Annotated in this window: 22 protein-coding genes and 3 pseudogenes; 10 read left to right on the top strand and 15 right to left on the bottom strand. The window is 63.4% G+C overall.

Going from position 1 to position 20377, the window contains the following annotated elements; translation table 11 throughout:
- Positions 1-95 precede the first annotated feature (95 nt).
- The 4 genes from ASG92_RS12035 to ASG92_RS29775 all read right to left on the bottom strand — a co-directional run bounded on the left by ASG92_RS12035 (position 96) and on the right by ASG92_RS29775 (position 1875).
- Positions 96-506: a hypothetical protein gene (locus tag ASG92_RS12035; protein ID WP_056628430.1), complete on the bottom strand. Its 411-nt coding sequence runs from the start codon at positions 504-506 to the stop codon at positions 96-98.
- A gap of 4 nt (positions 507-510) precedes the next feature.
- Positions 511-1029, bottom strand: a complete 519-nt coding sequence (locus ASG92_RS12030; RefSeq protein WP_240987113.1) for a DUF2231 domain-containing protein — start codon at positions 1027-1029, stop codon at positions 511-513.
- A 221-nt stretch (positions 1030-1250) separates the two neighbouring features.
- A complete protein-coding gene (locus ASG92_RS29780; RefSeq protein ID WP_240987112.1) occupies positions 1251-1643 on the bottom strand; it encodes a hypothetical protein in 393 nt (130 codons plus the stop codon).
- Positions 1644-1647: 4 nt separating this feature from the next.
- On the bottom strand, positions 1648-1875 hold the full coding sequence (locus tag ASG92_RS29775; RefSeq protein ID WP_240987111.1) for an NAD(P)-binding domain-containing protein: 228 nt from the start codon (positions 1873-1875) through the stop codon (positions 1648-1650).
- Between the two features lie 362 nt (positions 1876-2237).
- Between ASG92_RS29775 and ASG92_RS12020 the strand changes: the two genes are divergently transcribed.
- Both ASG92_RS12020 and ASG92_RS28290 read left to right on the top strand, forming a co-directional pair.
- The gene (locus ASG92_RS12020) at positions 2238-2708 is read left to right on the top strand and encodes a GNAT family N-acetyltransferase (protein ID WP_056628425.1); all 471 of its coding nucleotides are present in this window, start codon (positions 2238-2240) and stop codon (positions 2706-2708) included.
- 99 nt (positions 2709-2807) lie between these two features.
- On the top strand, positions 2808-2963 hold the full coding sequence (locus ASG92_RS28290; RefSeq protein ID WP_157372196.1) for a hypothetical protein: 156 nt from the start codon (positions 2808-2810) through the stop codon (positions 2961-2963).
- 435 nt (positions 2964-3398) lie between these two features.
- Here ASG92_RS28290 and ASG92_RS12015 read toward each other — a convergent pair whose 3' ends face one another.
- Complete coding sequence (locus ASG92_RS12015; RefSeq protein WP_056628422.1) at positions 3399-3737, bottom strand: hypothetical protein; 339 nt, start codon at positions 3735-3737, stop codon at positions 3399-3401.
- 696 nt (positions 3738-4433) lie between these two features.
- Complete coding sequence (locus ASG92_RS12010; RefSeq protein WP_028275079.1) at positions 4434-4811, bottom strand: hypothetical protein; 378 nt, start codon at positions 4809-4811, stop codon at positions 4434-4436.
- A 129-nt stretch (positions 4812-4940) separates the two neighbouring features.
- Here ASG92_RS12010 and ASG92_RS12005 point away from each other — a divergent pair, with 129 nt between their 5' ends.
- Together ASG92_RS12005 and ASG92_RS12000 are read left to right on the top strand one after the other, a co-directional pair.
- Positions 4941-5432: a MarR family winged helix-turn-helix transcriptional regulator gene (locus ASG92_RS12005; RefSeq protein WP_056628550.1), complete on the top strand. Its 492-nt coding sequence runs from the start codon at positions 4941-4943 to the stop codon at positions 5430-5432.
- Entirely contained in the window at positions 5429-6346 is a 918-nt protein-coding gene (locus tag ASG92_RS12000) for an SDR family oxidoreductase (RefSeq protein WP_056628419.1), read from the top strand. The genes ASG92_RS12005 and ASG92_RS12000 overlap by 4 nt, the downstream gene beginning before the upstream one ends.
- Before the next feature lie 152 nt (positions 6347-6498).
- On the opposite strand, the pseudogene ASG92_RS27310 reads toward ASG92_RS12000, so the two are convergent.
- Positions 6499-7295 (bottom strand): annotated as a pseudogene (locus tag ASG92_RS27310) (transposase); the annotation flags it as partial.
- Positions 7296-7384: 89 nt separating this feature from the next.
- Here ASG92_RS27310 and ASG92_RS11985 point away from each other — a divergent pair.
- The 3 genes from ASG92_RS11985 to ASG92_RS11975 all read left to right on the top strand — a co-directional run bounded on the left by ASG92_RS11985 (position 7385) and on the right by ASG92_RS11975 (position 8261).
- A complete protein-coding gene (locus tag ASG92_RS11985; RefSeq protein ID WP_056628411.1) occupies positions 7385-7561 on the top strand; it encodes a CsbD family protein in 177 nt (58 codons plus the stop codon).
- A gap of 203 nt (positions 7562-7764) precedes the next feature.
- On the top strand, positions 7765-7905 hold the full coding sequence (locus ASG92_RS11980; RefSeq protein WP_157372195.1) for a hypothetical protein: 141 nt from the start codon (positions 7765-7767) through the stop codon (positions 7903-7905).
- A gap of 152 nt (positions 7906-8057) precedes the next feature.
- Entirely contained in the window at positions 8058-8261 is a 204-nt protein-coding gene (locus tag ASG92_RS11975) for a cold-shock protein (RefSeq protein ID WP_056628407.1), read from the top strand.
- A gap of 641 nt (positions 8262-8902) precedes the next feature.
- On the opposite strand, the gene ASG92_RS11970 is transcribed toward ASG92_RS11975, so the two are convergent.
- Positions 8903-10048 carry a GGDEF domain-containing protein gene (locus ASG92_RS11970; protein WP_056628404.1) on the bottom strand — a complete coding sequence of 382 codons (1146 nt, stop codon included), beginning with the start codon at positions 10046-10048 and terminating at the stop codon, positions 8903-8905.
- Between the two features lie 107 nt (positions 10049-10155).
- Positions 10156-11190 (bottom strand): EAL domain-containing protein, encoded by a 1035-nt coding sequence (locus ASG92_RS11965; protein ID WP_240987110.1) that lies wholly within the window; start codon positions 11188-11190, stop codon positions 10156-10158.
- Positions 11191-12370: 1180 nt separating this feature from the next.
- On the opposite strand from ASG92_RS11965, the gene ASG92_RS11960 reads away from it, so the two are divergent.
- On the top strand, positions 12371-12901 hold the full coding sequence (locus ASG92_RS11960) for a hypothetical protein (RefSeq protein WP_157372194.1): 531 nt from the start codon (positions 12371-12373) through the stop codon (positions 12899-12901).
- Positions 12902-13426: 525 nt separating this feature from the next.
- Here the strand turns inward: ASG92_RS11960 and ASG92_RS27305 are convergent.
- The 3 genes from ASG92_RS27305 to ASG92_RS11950 form a co-directional block, all read right to left on the bottom strand.
- Entirely contained in the window at positions 13427-13570 is a 144-nt protein-coding gene (locus tag ASG92_RS27305; RefSeq protein WP_082579469.1) for an ANTAR domain-containing protein, read from the bottom strand.
- 443 nt (positions 13571-14013) lie between these two features.
- Complete coding sequence (locus ASG92_RS11955; RefSeq protein ID WP_056628396.1) at positions 14014-14238, bottom strand: hypothetical protein; 225 nt, start codon at positions 14236-14238, stop codon at positions 14014-14016.
- 559 nt (positions 14239-14797) lie between these two features.
- On the bottom strand, positions 14798-15007 hold the full coding sequence (locus ASG92_RS11950) for a hypothetical protein (protein ID WP_056628393.1): 210 nt from the start codon (positions 15005-15007) through the stop codon (positions 14798-14800).
- A gap of 664 nt (positions 15008-15671) precedes the next feature.
- On the opposite strand from ASG92_RS11950, the pseudogene ASG92_RS28285 reads away from it, so the two are divergent.
- Positions 15672-15809 (top strand): annotated as a pseudogene (locus tag ASG92_RS28285) (IS256 family transposase); the annotation flags it as partial.
- A gap of 88 nt (positions 15810-15897) precedes the next feature.
- On the opposite strand, the pseudogene ASG92_RS11935 reads toward ASG92_RS28285, so the two are convergent.
- Positions 15898-16475: pseudogene (locus ASG92_RS11935) on the bottom strand (dihydrofolate reductase family protein).
- Between the two features lie 277 nt (positions 16476-16752).
- A complete protein-coding gene (locus ASG92_RS11930) occupies positions 16753-16956 on the bottom strand; it encodes a cold-shock protein (RefSeq protein ID WP_056628382.1) in 204 nt (67 codons plus the stop codon).
- A gap of 318 nt (positions 16957-17274) precedes the next feature.
- On the opposite strand from ASG92_RS11930, the gene ASG92_RS11925 reads away from it, so the two are divergent.
- Complete coding sequence (locus ASG92_RS11925; RefSeq protein ID WP_056628379.1) at positions 17275-17526, top strand: hypothetical protein; 252 nt, start codon at positions 17275-17277, stop codon at positions 17524-17526.
- 2414 nt (positions 17527-19940) lie between these two features.
- On the opposite strand, the gene ASG92_RS11915 is transcribed toward ASG92_RS11925, so the two are convergent.
- The coding region (locus ASG92_RS11915; RefSeq protein ID WP_157372205.1) for a PaaI family thioesterase at positions 19941-20377 on the bottom strand (437 nt) is incomplete at its 5' end.

The raw sequence follows: 20377 nt of genomic DNA, 5'->3' as shown, positions 1-20377 counted from the left end.
CTGCACGTCACAGCTGCCGAGCGCAGCCTGAAGCAGAGTCGGTGATGTTCGCGCCCCCGAGGGGCGGCGACCCGGTCAAGCAGGCGGGAGCGGCGTCAGGAGCCGCCGAAGCCGAGGGCGGTCAGCAGCACGAGCACAACGGTGGTGGCGGCGAGCAGGCCGTGCCCGTAGACGAAGGCTACGGGGAATCGCGATTCCGGGGTTGTCTCTTTCCTGCTGTCCCTCCAGCGCAGGAACATGGTTTCTCCGAGGATGACGACGATGAGCAGGAGTCCGAGGGCGACCCAGGTCAGGATGTCGATGTCGATGATGACGTAGAAGATCCATAAGATCAGGCCGCCGGCGGCGAGGAGGAAGTGGCTGAAGATCAGCGGCGGTACGAGCCGCGTGGGGACGGCGGCGTCGCTTCGGGCCGCGCGCAAGCCCCCTTTGCTTAGCCACAGGCTGAGCATGGTGAATCCGAGGGTGGCGGTGAGGATCCAGCTGACGAGTGCTGCGATAGCCATGGGCCTAGTCCTTCGCTGTAGGGGGAGAGTCGAAACCGGCGGCCTGGGACCCTTCGTCGACAACCCGGACGCCGTATTGGAAGGCGAGTTTGCCGCCGAGGTAGCCCGACACGCCGAGGGCAGCGATGCAGAGGGCCGACATGATAACCAGGCCGATCGGCGCCGATCCCTGCTGGCCGAGCCTGAGGAGGAAGTTAATCAGGTAGGCGGCGGTGATGGTGAGGTTCAGGCCCATGTGGACCAGGGCGGTGCGGAAGGCCCGGGTGCGGGTGGGGATGGCGAACAGGTCCAGGAACCCCACCAATGCGGCTGCTGCCGCGCCCAGCACTCCGATGGCGATCAGCCAACGCGAACCTGTCGCCAGCGCGGCCGCATCAGTGTTTACGAGGAGTGAGCCGACATCGAAGACGAAGCTGGCCACCCACGACCCGATCGGCACGGTGACCATGATCGGGTGGAACGGGTGGCCGTAGGGGCCGGCCAGGACTGTGACCGGCTCCTTGGCCCTGCCTGGATCATTCATCGACATCTCCCCGAGATACGCCTGCTGATCGCCGTTGTGTGCCGATCATCTCGTTTTGTCGAGTGTTTATCAATGACTCGGCACCGCCTCTGCGGTGAATAAGTGCATCTTCGGGGTGTTTCTCTAGTCAAGCGTGCCTATCGTCGACACCACGCGACCAAGTTCGGCGCGGAGAAACCCGGGCTTGGTCCGTAAGTCAACCCCAAGGTTCGCCGACACGCCTAGGCAAGGATCTTCAGACCGGTGTTCCAGTTGAACTCGGACAGGTCTGGATTGGCCTGCATTCCCATCACCAGCAGCATGAAGCCCTCCAGCTCACGCGCATGGTGCAGACGGCCGACGCTGATCGGGCGCATCCCGGCAGCTGTGACGAACCCCGAGACGGCCGAAACGGCCTCCGAGGAGTCTCCCGCGATGAAGACGTCTAGAGGCTGGCCGGTTACCTCTCCTGCCACCAGCGTGCTGGAGAATGTCGTGTTGAAGGCTTTGACGACATCGGCAGGCGTGAGCGCCGAGATTTCTTCTGCAGCCGAGGAACCCGGTGCGACCACAAGCGAATCCAGAGTTTCAAAATTGACGGGGTTCGTTATGTCGACGACGACTTTGCCTGCCAAGGCGTCACCGTAGCGGCTTACAGCTTCCTTGGCTGCGGGGCATCGCGAGCACAACAATTTCTCCGGAGGGTATCTCCGTAGCACTGCCGGCGGTGGCATTAAACTCCTTGGCAAGCTCGGCTGCCTTGTTGATGTCTCTGCCGAGGATCTGCACGGACTTTCCTGCCGCTGCCGCGCGGGCCGAAATCGCCCTGGCCATTTTCCCGTTCCCAATGATGGTGATGTCAGTCATTCTCAACTCCTGCTCAGATGGCGTGCCGGCGCGGCATCTAAATCCTGTTCCCCGCCGTCAGGCCACATCTACGCCAAAGAAGACAACCCCGCAAGCCCCCGGGGAAGACATCGCCCAATCTCGCCTGCGGGCGGCCGACGCCTTCTCCTAATCCGACTCGGTGTCTCGAAACCTCTATGTCTCGAAACCCATGCCATGCAAGACGGCAGCTGCTGCCGACAACTGCGACATCGAGCGATCACAGAACGCCGCCACGAAGCGCCGAACTCCACACAGCAGTGACGCGGGCACTCAAAAGCACTTTTGGTTGCGCGTTGGACGACCGGCTAACGGGCAGTCGCATTAAGTGATGGAATCGAGGGATGGAGATCCGCCGCTACGTCGAGACCGATGCTCAAGCGACTCTGAGCGTATTCCTTACTGCAGTGACCGAGACGGCCTCGGCGCACTACTCGGCTAAGCAGATCGCGGCATGGTCGCGGCCCCAGGAACGTAACCTCGGCGCGTGGAACTCGGCGAGGAAGTCGAACACCTTCGTCGTCACGATCGGCACCGAGGTCGCAGGCTTCTCCGATGTCAGCGACGACGGCTACATCGAAATGATGTTCGTCGCCCCCATGTTCGGTCGCCGCGGCGTCGCCAGCGCCCTCCTTGCCCATCTCCGCGGCACAGCAGAAGCAGCCGGCACGGCCGAACTGTCCACTGACGCGAGCATCACCGCGCGCCCGTTCTTCGAACAGCACGGGTTCACTGTGATCGCTCAGCAGCGCCCAATCACCCGCGGCGTGGAGATGACTAACTACCGGATGACACGGAAGATCTGTGATGGATGACCTTTTCCGGTGAGGGATCCCTCACCGGGACACCGTGCGGGGTCAGCTGGGTTAGGCATGGGTTGACCCGGAGCGCGCTCCGGGTGTGAGACTGTTGCCATGGACGACATGTTGGGTGCGGCTGAGGCCGCGGCAGCCTTGGGCGTGGCGGCGGAAACGCTGCGTTACTGGGACCGCGTCGAGCAGATCCTCACCAGCCATCCTGACGGTCTGTCGCCCCGCGCCTGGCACGTGTCGACCCGACCCACCCGTTAGCGGAACCGATAAAAGCCCCGCCCCAGGAGCATCCAAGAGCACCAGACCCGACCCAACCTTCTTCTCAGAGGTGGATAGCCGAAGCTCCCCTCCCCAGACGATTTACAGGGGCCCGGGTCGCGCCGGCCCGATACCAGCCGCTGAGCAGCTGTTTGTTCCGGGAGCATCATTCTGCGCCGACGGTGGGTTGCTCTCCCCGAACGTGCGACTCTCAAGGGCCGCGGCCCGAATCCGGTCAACAGAAGTTCGCGGCCGGTTGAAGTCTTCTCCCCAGATGGGTAATAGATATTGCTTTGACCTGCGGATATGTGCAAAATTGCCTCTGTTTGAACCCATATAAAATTGCAGATTTTCTTGCCAGTGATTGTTGACCTTGGAGGTGGGTCCCTCCTATGCAGAATCTCCCCTGCTTGCCGAGCCCCAGACGCACGTGGCTCAAGGTAGCGTCCCGCGATGTGCTTGTACTGAATTGGCCGATCTCATACCGTTTAGGCCGATATTCGCGGTCTGGAGAGGGGGTCCGCTTCCCGTTGCCCATGGCCACCACTGTTCCGTCGCCAGCTTCAGTGCCTGGGCCTCCTCATCAAGTCGGTACAGCAGGCTGCAGGCCACCATGATGCCCTGGACCGCGTTACGCCGGTTGAACTGGCGGGGGCTCACCGTGTGCGCCGTGGCGTTGCGGCTGAATGTCATCGGCACCTTGTCGCCGTCGGCGACGAAGAACTGCACAAATGTAAACGCAAACGTGTAACGCAAACGCAGCTCCTGATACATAGATCCGGACACGGATCCTGAGACAGGACATGCCGAGGTCCGTAATGGCTGTGGAGTTGGTCGCTCTGTGGCGGCGTTTTTTGGTCGCTCCGTCTCGCAGCAGTGCCCGTAAGGCGATCCCGGTCCGGGCGTTGGTCCGATTCCCAGAGATTCCGATCCCGCGCGAACGCTCGCGCCGCTCGGCCTGGAACGATCGCGCCGTGCTCCCTGCCGACCGGCAAACCGTCCGAGCTTGGGTGTGGGCGTCGGCCGTCACCGTAACCGACGAAGTCGTCACCAGCAGCCTGGGGAAGACCGAGTTCGCACTCCCCTCGCCCTTGGACGAGCCCATGCGCCAACTCGCTGTCGCGCCCGGCAACGACCTCACCGCGTCCCACCCGAACAGCAACTGGGTGTTCCGCGGCTACTCCCCCCGGCAGGCACATCCACGGATCCAGCCTGCGGACCAGACTCAAGTCCGTCTCCAGCACACGCGCGGCACGGCTCGGGACCCTGCACGAGCTGACCAAGCTGGGCCCCGTCCCGATCATCGCCGACGCACTCGGCTACCGACCATCAACCATCGAGCGCTACGCCATCAGCTCCGCGGCCACGTATTCCCAATACATCGCAGCCGCACGTGAGGAGAGGCGCATCTCATGACCGCCGACACGAAACGCCGAGGCTAGTCGACGCACCGGATCGCGTCGCAGACGTTCACGGCTGGGCGTGACGCTCCAACGCGTCGAGAGTCGTCTCGGGCGATGTGTTGAAGCAGAAGGTGATTCCGGGCGATTCCGCATTGCACACGTTGATGATCCGTTCGAAGAGCTCGGTGTACTCCGGGATCATCCTGATGCCGCCCCCGATCATCACGAGGCCGAAACGATCACGACCGAACGCCGAGCGGATCTCTGCTTCGGCCTCGTCCGGGGAGGTGCCGATCAGGCAGTTGACGGCGTCGAAGCCGGCGGCCGTAGTGGCCCCGAACCCCGCTTCGATCCGTTCGGTCATCGTGGCCTCGTCGAGGCCAGGAGGCAGCTTGCTATAGTCGAGGGCTCGCGCGTGGATGCCGATCATGAGGATTCGAGTCATGGGCCTCATTGTGGCATGCACCCCAAACACTTGGCTAGCCACATATCTGTGGTAGTCTCGAGCTGTCGAGCCAAGGAGCCGACCGCCGAGGAGATGAGCCATAGGGCTACCGGTGCTGAGGAGCAACGCATGACGAACCCAGGGCAACCTGCCCCAGACACGTTCGACGTGGGACGGGTCAGTTACGCGATCTTCCAGCTTCACCGCGCCCATAAGGGCTACGCCGCCACTCTGCTTCGAGCAATGGATCTGCACCCCGGGCAGGAACTGGTTCTCATGCATCTGTACGACCGGGACGGACAGACCCAGTCAGAGCTGCTCGCGAGCATCGGTCTTGACCACTCCACCCTGTCCAAGACGGTGAGCCGGATGCAGGCCGCCGGTCTGCTCGTCCGCGAGCCGGCAGAACACGACCGACGAGTGATGGTCGTCCGCCTGACCGACAAGGGCAGTGCGATGCGCAAGCCCATCGCGGCCATGTGGCGAGCCTTGGAGGAAGTCACGTTGAGGAACCTCTCGCCGCAGCAGGCGGAGGACTTGATGACGGCCGCCTACTCCGTCGTCGATGCGATCAACAACAGGACTCAAGCGCACGATCCGATGGAAAGTGAGGCCCCATGACCACCACGCCCCCGCCCCGCCCGGTCCTCGTCGTCGGCGCGACCGGCTCCCTCGGCGGGAAGGTCGTCGACGAACTGCTCAGCCGCGGCAAGAGCGTTCGTGCCCTGGTCCGTGCGGCCACCGACGCCAGCCGACTCGAGAGCAGGGGTGTCGAGATCGCCCGCGGCGACATGCTCGACCTCGACTCGCTCGTCGCCGCCATGCAGGGAGCGGATGCCGTCATCACTACCGCCGCCGGATACACCCGCGGCGGCAAGAACGCCCAGGACATCGATACCGTCGGCAACGCCAACCTCGCCGAAGCGGCCCACCGGAGCGGTATCCGGCGGTTCGTCCTGACCAGCATCCTCACCAGCGACCAGACACCCCACGTCCCCCACTTCTGGCACAAAAAGGTCGCCGAGGACAAGCTCGAACAACTCGGAGTCCCGTTCATCGCCCTGCGTCCAGGGGCGTTTATCGACCAGGTCGCAAGCATGGGCGGCAACCCGGTCGAAAAAGGCCGAATGATGTGGCTGGGCAAGACCTCCGTCCCGCTGACCTTCGTCCACACCTCCGACCTCGCGGCATACCTGGCGGCGGCCGTCGACGCCGATGCCGATGACGCTGAGCGCGTCGACATCGCCTGGGATCGGCCGGTCAGCGTGCTCGAGGTGGCTAACCTGATGGCAGTCAGCGCCGGGAAGCCGATCAAGGTCCGCGCAGTTCCTTCTGCCGTCACCCGCTTCATAGGCGCCGTCGCCGGGCGTTTCAAACCTATAGTGCAGGACATGACGGCGACGTTCGGCTGGTTCGATACCGGCCGATACGTCGCCAACCCCCGCCGACAGGAGCAGCTGTTCGGGCCCCCTCCCACGGCCGAGGATGCCATCGCCCGCCTCACCGACGAATTGGTCAAAGCGAACCACTACTAAGCCTTGATCCACCGGCCCGCGGGCGGTCCTGATTGGTTTTCGGGAGCGACCGCGGTTTTGGTTGTCGGGCGTGGCGCATCGGCCGGCCTCTGTGCCGGTGCCGTTCCACTGTGTGATCCTGGTCGGGCCGGTGTCCGGCTGGAGGGCGGTTCCTATGCCGCGGTGGGCGGTGCGTGGACGGCGGTGAAGAGCTGTTCCCAGGCGGTTTGCCAGGGCCATGCCTCGGGGAGGTGGAGCCCTATTTTCCGGGCGCTGGAAGCGATCCTGGCCGGGACATGGATGAGTTTGCGGCGGATCGTACCGGTTCTGGCCTTGCCGAAGGGGCCCGCGGCAAGGAGTCCGGCGGCCCGGGTGAGGTTGTACGCGATGACCGCGCAGACCAGCCAGGCAGAATTCGCTGTGAATACACCTGAGGGCATGTGGGCCAGCGCGCTGTCCTTCAAGTCGGCGTTGACCTGCTCGATAACCGCGTGTTGGCGGTGGGTTTTGTCCGCCGCGACCGTGTCCAGGACCTCGGCGTCAACCGTGGTGAAAAACGCGTGATGCCGTGGGCGTCGAACAGGGTTCCCTGTCCCTGGCGGTCCTTCGGGTTCAGTTCAGGGATCCTGCGCACGTTGAGCCGGCCGGTGACATGGGCGGCCTTTTTGCGGGAGGTGAACGCGGTGAATTCGATTTCGGCGACCTCGGCCCGGGAGACCCAGGTGTTGGTGGTCTCGTCGAAGACCGCGTCGGTGTATTCGATCGTTGCCCACGCAGTCTCCGGGATCCGGGTGATGGCGCGTTTGACGGCCGGGTCCATGCGCACGGTCACGGAGACCTCCGCCCCGCCGGCCAGCGCGGAGGCAACCGTGGCATGGCCGTAGAAGGCCGAGTCGGCCCGGCAGAGCACCCGTCCGGCAGCGTCGATGCGCTTGAGCGTGGACAGGGCGTCGGTGACCAGACGTTTGGCAGGGTTACACACGCACTGGACGGTGGTTACGATGGTTTGGTGAACCGTTGGCAGTGCGCCGGCGGGCAACCGACCATAGGGGGAATACCATGGGTTTGGGTGACAAGATCAAGCACGCTGCCGAGAAGCTTGGCGGCAAAGGCAAAGAGGCCGCCGGCGACGCGAGCGGCGACGAGAGCCTGAAGGCCGAGGGTAAGGGCGATCAGGTGAGGTCGGATTTGAAGCAGGCCGGTGAGAAAGTCAGGAACGCCTTCAAGAAACACTGACTGCAGGCAGAACAAAGGGTGCGGCTCCTGCTGGAGCCGCACCCTTTTGTTATGGCATTTCCAGGAACGGGAAAGGTCCGCCCTGCCGCCCGGGTCTAGGCGCTGGCGGCGTCCCGGTGCCGACGGTGAGGACGAAACCGATGCCAATCATGATGCGTTCGGGCGCCCACTCCCGTGACGGCCGGCCCGGCCGTGGAAACGACATGAGCCACACCAGCGTCGATCCCTCGCCCTTGGGGGCTGAGTCCGCCCGCCACGACAACACCGTCCTCACCATTGGCTGGATCCTGACCACGGTCGGCATCCTCTGCACCGTGGCCAGCTTCCTGCTCATGATGCTCTAACGGTGAAGGCGTGGAGGGGCCGCCGGGTTGTTCCGCGCTTAGGTGTTGCACCTGCCGATCCGGCGCCGTACGTTGGGGACAGCGGACGAGGGTCTCCGCGGCCGCCGGCCCCTGATATCCGCTGGCAACAGGGTGTGGTGAGGGAAGCAGACATGGCAACAGGGACAGTGAAATGGTTCAACTCCGAAAAGGGCTTCGGATTCATCGCCAATGATGACGGCTCCGGAGATGTATTCGCCCACTATTCGGCAATCGCCAGCAGCGGCTACCGGTCACTCGAAGAGAACCAGAAAGTCCAATTCGATGTAGCCCAAGGCCCCAAGGGCCCGCAGGCAGAGAACATTCACCCGCTCTAAGTCATGTCGGCCAGCGGCCCAGGGGCATCAGCCCGCGGCCGCAAGGCTGCCCCGCGTCCACCGATTCCCGGCCCTTTCAAATGGGGCACGCGAGGTGCTGCCTGCATCACAGTTCAGCGGTCTTGAATTAAGCTGTCACAATCAATAAAGATGAAGCCGGGAAACCACCATCCATAGGGTCGCCGGAACTCTGATCCTCGATGTGAAGGCCGCAAACTTCGACTCCTGGACGGTCACGGTCGGGGAAACGAAGCAAATCCTGCTCAAATTTTTGGCCAGGAAACGCCGTCATCTGACTATGCTGCCGGGGTTTCCTGTTCCCCTTGATCCAGCTGGCGGTATATCCGTTCTACCGTCGTCGTAACGACCCTCGATGATCTATGGCTTCGGCAGGGTGGCCCGCTCCGCTTTCGGGGGAACGAGCGGGCCACCGCACTAGCGTACCTGCGGCGCAGCTTCACGGCCGGCAAGACGCCCGCCGGGCCACCACACACTTCATCGAGTCGCATCGGGACGTTCTACAGCCGGTGGCGGCCGCATACGAACAACGACGGCCCGCCGAGCCATCGAACCCGGTTCACTGCAGCTGCCTGACCAGGACGAAAGTACCCGGCTGTCTCACGTCCTTGACACGCGTCAGTTCAGAGGTCCCCCCGGGCGGCGCGGTTTCGTCCGGTTGATTTCGCCCGATACAGGGCTGAGTCGGCGGATGCGATCATCATTCTCAGATCGGCGGCGCCGGAATCGTTTGTCGCGATGCCGTAGCTGACGGTCGGAAACCGGACGCCCTCCGGGACGCCCGAGGCGGAAAAGCGGCGGCTTATTTCCCCTGCTATGGCCTCAGCCCGGTCCAGACCCGCTCCGGGAAGGAAAATGATGAATTCCTCACCGCCGTATCTGCCTACGAGGTCAGTATCCCGGACCGAAGCCGAGCAGGCCGCGGCGAACGCCTGGAGAACTGCGTCCCCCGCAGGGTGCCCGTAGCTGTCATTGACTGCCTTGAAGTGGTCAAGGTCAGCCATAACAAGTGACGCGGAGGCTCGCGTGAAGCGCAGCCGGCGCACGTCAACGGCGGCGAGGTTCAGGATCGTCGTGCGGTTCAGGACGCCCGTCAGGCCGTCCCGGGTGGCGCGGTCGCTGAGCTCTTTTGTCAGTTGCTCGTGACTGAGCACGGCCATGCTGAAGGAGACAACCACGAGGAGGGCCATGGTCAGAAGAGTCGTTGGCGCCGAACCGAAGTATCTGAGGAAAACGGGCCCTGTCGGGCCCTCGGCCAGGAAAGCCAGCCAACGGCCGAAGTAGTACGCCGCCAAGAGCCCGGACACGACCGCCAACGGCCGGTGAACGCGGGAATCATCGGGTTTTAGCAGCCACATTTCCCGGGAGGCAAGGCCGATCATCAACGACATCAACGCCAGAAAGACCGGCCCGCCTGACCAGTCGTTGGTGGCCGGATGGTCCAATGCCGAGGCGACCGCCGTGACGGCCGGCGCCAGGGCCAGCTGCCACCATTGAGGCCGGCGGGTCCTTAATGACCGGGCGGCGGACCAGACACTGGCTGCGCCCGCGACCAGCAGGGTGTTTCCCAGCGGGTTCGCCCACACCTGCTGGGAACTTCCGTCCAAAAGAAAAGCGGCGGATCCGAAAAGGAACAGGCCGAGCGCGGCGCACCACCAGGCACTGTACTCCGAACGGGTGTGACGGAACGTCACGAGGTAGAAAAGAACCAGCAGGGTAAGTGCGATCACGCCGAAAGCGGCACGAAGGGTCGTCGTGTCAAGCATCATGGTGGGCCCCCGGTCCGTCACATCGTGGAACCCAGTATGGCACCGCAGGCCGCACCCGGGACGCAGCACAAGGGTCCGGCCTGCCGGGCGTGGCAGTGTTTGAAGGCCTACCTTGACGGGCTTCTTTCACCGGCGGGCGGAGCTTCCGTCCGCGCCTGGATGGTCCAGGCTGACCAGTCCAGGGGGCGGACCGACGGGCGACCGAGCAGGTACCCCTGCCCAGCGGCGACGTCCAGTGCGTTGACCTCGGTAAGTTCGTCCCGGGTTTCGATTCCTTCGGCAACCACGGCGGCCCCGATCTGGCGGGCGAGCTCAACGATGGCCACTGCTCGGATCCGTTGCCCCTCGGAGTCCTGGATGCCTTCAATGAGGCTGCGATCCAGTTTGATAATGTCCGGGCGCAGCTGGGTGATCTGGTCCATGGAAACGAAGCCGGCTCCGGAAGCGCTGACAGCAAGCCGCAACCCGCGCCCGCGCAAGGGTCCCAGCTCGCCGGCCCACGACAGGCCTTCCGCAGTCTCAGGGCTGCCCGTGAGTTCAACGACGATCCTGTCGGGGGCCAGCTCCGCCCGGCCCAGTGTTTCCCGTAGCCGGGGGTCACGGCAGGTTGCCGGGGTGAGGTTAAAGGCGACGAACAGCTTGCGGGGAACTTCCCTTGCCGCCGTCAGGGCGCAGTGCAGGGCAGCAATTTCCAGGTCCGTTCCCAGACCCGCTGCGGCGGCTTCACGGAACCATACATCGGCGCTGGCACCGTCATGACCGACAAACCTTGTCAGCGCCTCGACACCGATGACGTCCCCGGCCGGAAGTTCATTGATGGGTTGGAAGGCTGTCAGCAGCAACTTGTCCCTCAAAACGGCCTTGACGCGCTTCCTGACACTCCGGCTAAAAGGCACCCGCACGGACCGGGGTTTGACCGCGGGCACCTGGTGCGGGACGCCCTCCTCCGGGAGGGGCGGGATATCAGCCGCTGACGGCGCATGGTTCCTGGTCGCGACCAAATGCTCCAGCAGGGCGCTCTCCGGATCATCGGGATGGGCCTGGATACGATCGCGGAGCTGTGTCCTGGCCCATTCGCCCTGGGGATCAGTGCCGGCCAGGACAGCCTCGATTATTTCCACCACTTGCTGACGCAGAGTCATATCGTCGTCCGCATCCCGTACCGGCGTCGCAGGGGCCTCAGCGCCCGGCGGTTGTTCCGCGCCGGTATCCGACGAAAGAGAAAACTCGTCCCGAGACATCGACTATTCCTTTGTGAGTTTTCGTACTGGCTGAGCCCAATACGAGACAGGACCAAAAATCCGCAGAATGCGCATGCCTGGACCTTACAAAATCTTACAAGGAATTAGAACAGGCTGTCACAAATCCACGCACAACGGATTCACAGCACATCGAATCCGCGGCTGCTTTTTGATATAGGCCCCGCGGAAAAGCTGGTAGGAGATAGCGATGCAACTCAAAACAATTACCCGGTGACTGGCTGGCACCATCGTGGAGCGGAGCTGGTGGCGTCAACGTGTCCTGTGCAAAGGCTATCCCGATCCTGCCCGAACAGTGCAGAGAACCGCCGGAAACACTGCAGCTGCCAGGGCAATCCGACAGGCAGCGAAAACCGGACAATGAATGAAAGTAGCCAAAGTGGCAACGAGAGCAGACACGGTCAACCGATACGGCGACTTTTCCTGCTTCATGTCCCTGGCGGATTTCACCGCTTACGGCTCGCGTGATGACGACGACGTCGACAATTGAGTCGGCTAGTCCAGCCCTAGAAGAAGCACGAGTGCTCAACGAAGCAATATTGGTCGCCTATGCCAGTGAAATTGATTTCATGGTCGTAAACCACATAGCCGCTAAGGAAGCAGGCCCAGCCGACGAACTTGAGCTGCCCAAGGCATAGCCCGGTCTGACCTCGTTGTACGGCGCCGCCTTAGCCTTGATCCACCGATGGGGTGTGGGGCGTGCCCGGCGTTTTAAACACAAAATGCCCGTCTTTGGCGAGTTCTAGCAGTTGCAACACCCCTGAAAACCGGGAGTTGCAACACCTTGGAAACACCATTGATGGATAGTTCTTCCTTAACGGAAAAGTCACCGCAGAGGAAGAGGCCTGTCCCGTCCGGCGCGCCGGCCCGGAAGCGTGCTTATCGGAGCTACTCCGCGTCCGATCGGGCGGATTTCTTCTTGGCCTTGAAGCGTCTGGGAAGCGTTCCGCTGGCCGCCCGGGAATTAGGATTCACCGTCAGTACCTGCCGTGCCTGGGCGGGACCTTCCGGCAGGAGATCGGGCCAAATATACGCCCAGGCTGAGAAGGAGAAGTTCTTTGTCTTGCTGGACCGGTTGGGGAGCGTGAGCCTCGCGGCCAAGACGCTGGGCATCAACGTTCAAACCTGCTTCCATTGGGCCTACAAGGCTGGCGCTGTCACCCGCAAGCCCCGCGCAAATCCGGTGGCCAAGCAGTCTGCCACCCAGCAACAGAAGGACGAGTTCTTCGCCGTCCTCGCTCGTGCGGGCAGTGTCAGCGTGGCCGCCCGGGAGCTAGGTCTGGCGAGATCGCAGTGCGTAAGCTGGGCCCGGCATGCCGGACTCGGGTCCATCCACCCAGGGGTGGGGAAACGCGCCGAATTCCTACGGTTGCGCGAAGCGGGCGTCGGCCGGATGGAAGCCGCTGCCGCCGCCGGTGCGAGCCGCAAAAGCGGGTATCTGTGGGAGAACGAGCGGGATGTGGCGAAGGGCCGCGCCGTTGGCTCCAGAGCCCCGGGAGTGCCGTATAAACAGGAAGTGATTACTGCTTTAGCCGAACCGTCGGCCCCTGTTACGGCACCGGATGCCCCGCCGGAGTTGTGGGGACTAGTTTGAGGGGGCCCCGGCTCTGGAACAGGCTTCGGGTTTTCCTAGGGTCGTCCTGCGAGCCTTTGGGTAGCTGATCGACGGACACCTTCGGTGGACGTTTTTGATCAGGCCCGCGGCCCAGGCAACGTCTCATGCCGAGCCGCGAGCACCTGGGTGTGCTCCTGCGGGTCCCTGGGGGGAGGGAGCGCTCCGCGAGCGGGAGGGCGGCTGAAGCCGGCCCTCCCGCTTTCGTTCCAGCTGAGTTGTGGACGGCAGGCAGCAACGCTCAGTCTTCCTGTAGGACGGGATGCGGCGAGTTTGTCGTACGTGTGTCCCCGAGTGCGTCGCCTGCGGCTTCCGGATGGAGCTGCCCGGCTGGGATCCTCTTTCAGGCTCCGACCAATACGGCAGGAGACGCCCGGCGGCTTGCTGTCTGCCTGGCACCATGTGCCCGGGAGCGCCTGTCCTGCCTTGGATCTTCCGGCGAAGGACGTCGATTCCTCCCGCCGAATCCATCGAGCCGGGAGATGATTTCATCCGCACGGCTTGCAGCTACTGGTTGCGGTTGTTCGAGACGCGCCCGAGGATGTCGAAGGCTTCCTGCTGCAAGCAGCGCCTCTGCGCCGTGACAATACCGCTGGCCAGGGCGATGACCGTACGGTGCTCCATGGCGGCGTTGACTTCTTCAACGCGCAACTCGGCAGCTGAGATTCTGAGGGCCAGGCGCAGGGCGCGACTGACTGTTCCGGCGAAACTCGCGGCTTCCGCGACCGCGTGGCTATTGAAGAGCCCGGTCGCGGGGCTAAGAATTTCAGGACCGCCGCGGCTTCTTCGCCCAGACCCAACCGAACACCCCGTGCGTTGCGGTACCCCTTGGAGGCCAGTTCCTGCCTGCACTCAGTCCAGCGGGGACTTATCCGATATATCGGCCAGCTGCGCGGGGCGGCCGGTCTGCAGCGCCTCAAGGCCGGGCCCGTCTCCCAGGCGTTATCCAACTCCGTCAAGGAGGATCGCGGCGTCGCTGCTCCCGGCGATCATGGCGGGACGTTTGTGCCGGCGGAGGGTGACGGCGCAATCAATACGGGCGCCGGTGGCCGCGGTTCCAATTCAATCGCCCAAACAAGACACACATTGAGCGCCTAGTCCTCCAGGTCGAGGTCTTCCAGCGCGCCCAGCTTCCGCCAGGTGGTCCCTACCCGGGCAGTGCCGAGGGTTGCGGCGATGGGCATTCGGTCCACCTCGACCAGCTGGTCCAAGTCCAGACCTGTCAGCTCGGCGATGTCCCGAATGGGTGCCTGGAAGGTCCGGAACGGTCCTAGCGGCGGGACGTCGTCGATGGCTCCGGGCCGCGGGACGTCAGGCAAGTCAGCCAGCTGCGGAGTCTGGTCAACTACGTATCCGGTGGCCGCGAGTTCGCCCTCGGGGCAGTATCATCATCGCCCACGCCAACCGACCCGGATCCGGCACAGGAGTCGGCCTGACCGCTGCCCTGAAGCGCATGGCAGGGCAGGACACCACGTTGATACGGCTTTCGGACGCTCCGCCGCCCTGAGAAGTGACGGGGCACTGATTCCTATGTACATCCGGGATCTGTGGGACAGGCTGGATTCCGCAACGCAGAAATGGCCCAAAGGCAACCAGGATGCCAGATCCTGCCGGGCACGCGGCCAAGATCAGCATCGCGGCCGGGGAATACATCGAGTGTGACCGGCACGGCCAGATGGTGCTGTCCCGGGAGGACCGCGACTTCCTAGCAGTCAAAGTGAACCGTGGCGCCGGCTTGGACGGGCCGCCGGTTCTATTGGCGCCGATCAGCCCGGGGCATTCACCGCACCGCCTGCAGTGTCCGCTTCTGATACCGCCGGCGATGATGCAGGCCAGGGCAGCCAAGGTCAGGGCAGACCGTGATCCGGCCGCGCCAAGTCACCGCAGATGGCGCCACGGGCCGGAGGAGGCGGGCTTTCGGGGACCCTTGCTGACGAGTGACTTCAGGATCAGAGCCGCCAGCCGCCCCGCACCGGCGAGCACGAGCAGGCCCGTGAAGAGCAGGACGTGCCACAGGAAGAACACGAAGGCCGCAGCGAGGGTCGCCAGGAACGTCACGTTCAGGGCCACTGTAGTCGAGTAGTCCATTTACGCGCCGTCCCGAGATGCGGGAGGCGGACTCTCGCCGGGAGCTGATCCAGTCATGTCGACCACGAGACCTGTCGCGGCGCTTTCCCGGACCGCCATGATGGCACCCTTGACGGCGTCAATGCTGTCCAGACCCCGCGAGCGCGCGACTACCACACCGTCATCGGTCCGCAGCCGAAACCCGAACGGCAACGGACCGTCTTGGGCTTGGAACACTTCGAACCTGGCCGTCACTGCCCATCCTTTGCTTCAACACGCTCACCCTTGAGCCGGATGCGCCCTCTACCTCAGGCGGCACACCGGTTCCAAGATTACCCGCCACCGGGCCGAACCTCTCTACCCGTCGGTATTGTCCACCAGCCAGCGGGGCCGGGGGCAGTGCATCGGTAGGTGTCCCTGGCGGCGGCCGCCTTCTCGGTCCAGATCCGGACGGCGGCGTTGTCGCTGCCAAGGGTGTCCAGTCGGACCGCGAGGTCCCGTACCCCCACGGGCTGAGCCCGCCCTGGCGTGGTTGCCGCAGCCGTCCTTCCAGCTCATCAAGACCGCGGACTGGTTGATGTCAGGGGCCGCGCCCCGGACATTGCATTCGACCAGGCTGGCGCGGAAGCCGCAGATGCTGCCCCCATCTCTTGTGCCGCTGCCGGCTCTGATGCCAGTGGTACTAGTCATCGAATCCGCCCAGACCCACTGGCGCGCGGTCAACGCACCCCACATGGTCGCCCTGGTCCGCGCCGCGAAGTTCGAGAACGGCAAACTCGTCGAACGACCAGACGAATCAGGAGGTGATCAGCCAGCCGCGTGACCAGGGTGGCCATGAGATCGGTCGGCATGACGGTCGGAACCTCCGCGTCAGGTTCGGCTGCTTAACGGGTGGGGGTACAGGGACGGACTCAGACATGCAGGGTGGGCCGGTAGATGAGCTCTTGGATGTGGCCGTCGAGCGTCCGGCTCCCGATCAGCTCGAGGTCGAATCGGCCCCACCCTGGAAAATAGCGTTCAGTCCGCTCTGACCGGTGATCACAGGCAAGATCGTCACCTGGACGCGGTCGACCAGACCGGCAGCCATCAGCGCCCGGTTCAGCGACAGGCTGCCGTGTGACCGCAACGGCACCTCGGACTCCTCCTTGAGCCGGGCGATGACGTCGACGGCGTCACCGCTCACGACGGTCGCGTCCGGCCAGTCGAGCGGTCCTTCCAGCGTGGTCGACACCACCGTTGCCGGCAGGCTCCTCATCCGGGTGACCCATGGGTCACCCACCTCGGACTCCTCGGTGCTCGAGGCCAGCATCCGCGCGAACGCCCGGTACGTGTTGGCCCCGAAGACCATCCGCTGCTCCTGGCCGTACAAGGCGAGGCGGTGGTCGAGCAGCTCGGGGCCTTGCTTGCCCCAGTAGCCGCCCCAGCTGCCGCTGTGGGAGCCGTAGCCGTCGAGGCTGGAAAAGACGTCGAAGGTGTAGGTAGCGGTCATGATGCTCTCCTCGAGTGCGGTTGATCGGGTATGTGGATACAGACTGGAAACCACGGCGAAACTCATCGCCGTTGGACTCGTGGAGTCCGGGCGCCCCGGATGCGGCCCCAGGGCTTGACCACGGCGGCGCGGTGCGGCCGGGCCTGTACAGGGTGGCTTGAAGCCCATGCCAAGGCGCTCAAACCTGTTTGGGCGGCCCGGCGTCCGGACCCCTCCCTTGTCCCCCGTGACGATCATTCTCACGTGCCTAACCTTGAGCCCCGGCTGTGCCGGTGTGTCATAGAGGACGGATGTTCTCTGCCTGTGGGCCTTTTTGGCCCTGGACAACATCAAATTGCACTCTCTGGTTTTCTTCCAGGGACCGGTACCCCCCGCTCGCGATCGCAGAATAGTGGGCGAAGACGTCGGCGGACCCGTCGTCGGGGGCAATGAAACCGAAACCCTTCTCGGCGTTGAACCACTTGATGGTGCCGGTAGCCATGACTGCATTCCTTTCTGGTCCGCCGACTCCAGACCGGCGGCGCGGGATCCCGGGTCCGCTTCCCCAAAAGTACGGGGCGCGGGATAGAGGGGGCAAGGACGGTTGCCCGGCCCTACCCATGCCCCGCACCCCTTCCTCGAACTGGCCGCAGCCTCGCGATCACGCGGTTTTACACCCGGCAGGAAGACCATGTCACGCCCAGCAGAGCGTCCGCGGGCGAAATCGTGGTGCCTTGCAATCCCCTCGAAAGCCTGACTAGGGTGTGATGGCAGTCACTCGAGAAAAGGGTGTCGAACCAAGCAACCGAGGAGCACGTCAATGTCGACCATCTCCGATTCATGGATCCCTTACGCCCAAGAAGATTCCGTCGCGGATACTGTTCGGCTGCTGCAGTCAGGGACCGATTACATCCACTGCGGCGAACCCATGCAGAACAGCGGCGCCGAGTTGCGCAGCATCCGGACGCCGATGTCCACCGATTCCGACCCCGCCGACCTGGCCTTCGATATCTACCTGCAAACCCGCATCCTCCGCTGCTCCTGTGGCTTCCAAATGGAGATCCCCGACTAGATTTCTCAGTCGAATGATGAGTAGGTGCCCTTTGGGCGTCCAAGAGGGACTACTCATCATGGATGGGGCTAGTTGTCAGCGATCGACTCCAGCAGCGCTGCTTAGACTGCGGATCCCGGCGCAGACCGAACGTCCGCAGCGCCGACGTCAAGGTCCCCAGACGGATTTATCTGCCCTCCGGGAACGTCTATGACGAAGGTCCTGCGATCCTGAATGCTTGCCGCGGATGCAGTCTACGGGCGATCTGGAGGTGTCTGTTCGGCTGCCACGTGCCGCCTCCTTCGGATTTGTGCTGCTTTCCGGCGTGACCTTGTTGGGCCTCATGGCCGGGGCGGCGCGACGGTGAAGATATATTCGCTTGTCGCCGGTGTTTCGCCATTTTCCCGGATCGCAGAGACTACATCCCAAAATAGACAAACGCTCCTCATGGTAGCAACCGACGCACGTACTTGTCACTGGCGGAGAAGGGCGCGTCATGACTGCCTCGTCGGGTCACTGAAGGGCCGGGAGGACGTCCTCTCAGGGAACACCGCGACCGGGATCTTCCTCACTGGTGATGTGCAGATACATCTGGAACGTTGGGCGAGTCTTGCAGCACCCATCTGAGAAGTTTCGCCAGTGAAGTGGGTGCACACTGCTGACCATCTAACGCCCTCCGCACTCCGGGCATCGCCCTCGACCGAGGCCCGGTCGAGGGCGATCCTCTGTCCGGCCACGGCCAGCGAGGGGCTGAAGGTCCTTTGACGGCAAACTTCTGGAGGCAGGATTCAGGATTACCGGTTTGCCGCCGACGGTGGATTGCTCCCCCAGGGTGCGACTCTCAAGAGCCGCGCCCCGGCGCTGATCAGCAGAAGTTCTCGCCCGATTGAAGTCTCATCGGCGCATCGACTACCTCAAAATTGAACATTGGTGGTCACAAACAATTAAGCAGAGGTGGGTAACAGAAATGGGTTTGACCTGCGGAAATGCGCGAAATTTTCCCGTTTGGGACCCATATAAATTTCCGGATTTTCTCGCCGGTGATTGTTAACTTAGGAGGTGGGTAGGTTCAGATCCCCGTTTCCCTGTTCAGGCGCGGTTCTCGTCATTCATTTGGCCCCTGGCAGGGCGATCAAGTCGACCGGGCCGAGCTTGACCGGAGGACGATAGCGACCTTGCGAGAGACCATCTGAGAGGAGCTTGATTGACGAACGTTCAAGAACGAGGTGGGTCGGCATGGGCCCAGGTCGCATCGTGCTCGCTCAACCAACCAGCGTCCGTCTGACGGACGAGCAATCGGGCACATGGATGATCATCGCGTGGAACGCGGGCTCGAGCTCGGTCACGATCACCCGTGTCCGGCGGAGGCCGCCGTCAACAGGTGCGCCGCCTAACGTCTCCCGAAATGCTGTCGCCCGGGAGCCCAAGTGGGCAGGCTCGAAATGGTCACCACGGCGCAGCGTCGTCATTGCGATCGGGCGAAGTTCGGCCGACCCACCGATCGTGCATAGTCTTGCCTGCTCCCGGAGGAGTGTGTATCGGTTTCGTGATGTGCTCGTAAACGATCAAAAAATGAGCCTCAGATCCTTGCCAGCACGCCAATATCGCCCTCGCCACGACTTGCTCATGTGTTGGGCGATCTCCGGCTCCGCGATGGAGTCGCAGGCTCCGCTATGTCGCGCTGAATCTGGCCGACCTGGAATGGATCCTCGCACCGCTTCCCCCGGCTTGGGCGAACTCGACTGCCGGGTCGGCGCGAGAGAGCGCACGCTCTCCCGGCTGTTCCGCAACGAGGTCGGGATGACCTACACCGTGTCGCGCAACCAGCTCCGGCTGCACCTGGCGAAGCTGATGCTCGCCGGGGGCCGAGTCTCACCTATGCAGATTGAGGCGCCGAACCATAGGCAGGATCGGCTGATCAACGCTGTAAGAGACCGTCGCAGATTTCGCTATAGTCTCTCGCCGTCCACAAGCCCTCCGGCCCCGGTCCGGCCGGCCATCAGCCGGGGGAGGGCCGGCCTCTTCTTGGGGTGGAAGTTCCACTTCTTGACATTTAGGCACCCCTTTGACTGGACGGCGTGAGTGGTGCCGCTCAAGCCGAGCGGTACCGCGCCAAGAAAAAGGGAAAGATTGGGGCCCCACTTCTTGACATTTAGGCACCCCTTTGACTGGACGGCGTGAGTGGTGCCGCTCAAGCCGAGCGGTACCGCGCCAAGAAAAAGGGAAAGATTGGGGCGAAGCCAYCGACTGAATGTTGGCRGCATCATGACGGTCARGGTTCGAAGCGGCCCGTCACACGCCGTTATCGGTGCGACGCTTCTGGCGCATCTCATCCATGGATTTGGCCGGTCCGCCGAACGATCGGGTCATTCAGAGGGCAGAAKCCAGCGAACGGGCATGGAGAGTCCCGCCGGGCTTGAGATGTTCATCTGACATCAGTCGATTGTGAAGACGAGTAGGGAGCCTGTGGCGGTAGCTACGAGCTTGCCTCTGGCGTCGGTGACAGTGGCGTCCGCGAAGGCAACGCGATTGCCGGGCTTCGATACAACGCCTACACAGGTCAATGGGCCGCTGTCAGCCCGCACTGAGCGAAGGTARTTCACCTTAATCTCTATGGAGGTGTAACCCAGGCCTTTGGGAAGGGTTGTCTGCACGGCGCAGCCAAGGGCGGAATCGAGCAGGGTGCATACGAGCCCGCCGTGAACCGAGCCGATCGGGTTGTAATGGGACTCGTCGGGGTGACAGGTAAAGGTGGCAGTGCCCGGTGCCGCATCGACCAAGGTCATGTTCAGTAGTTCGGGGACTCGTCGGGGTGACAGGTAAAGGTGGCAGTGCCCGGTGCCGCATCGACCAAGGTCATGTTCAGTAGTTC

It is taken from the genome of Arthrobacter sp. Soil736, assembly GCF_001428005.1.
Taxonomy (GTDB): Bacteria; Actinomycetota; Actinomycetes; order Actinomycetales; family Micrococcaceae; genus Arthrobacter.
Note: the sequence above shows the minus strand (reverse complement) of the source record. Positions and strands in the feature narration are given on the sequence as shown.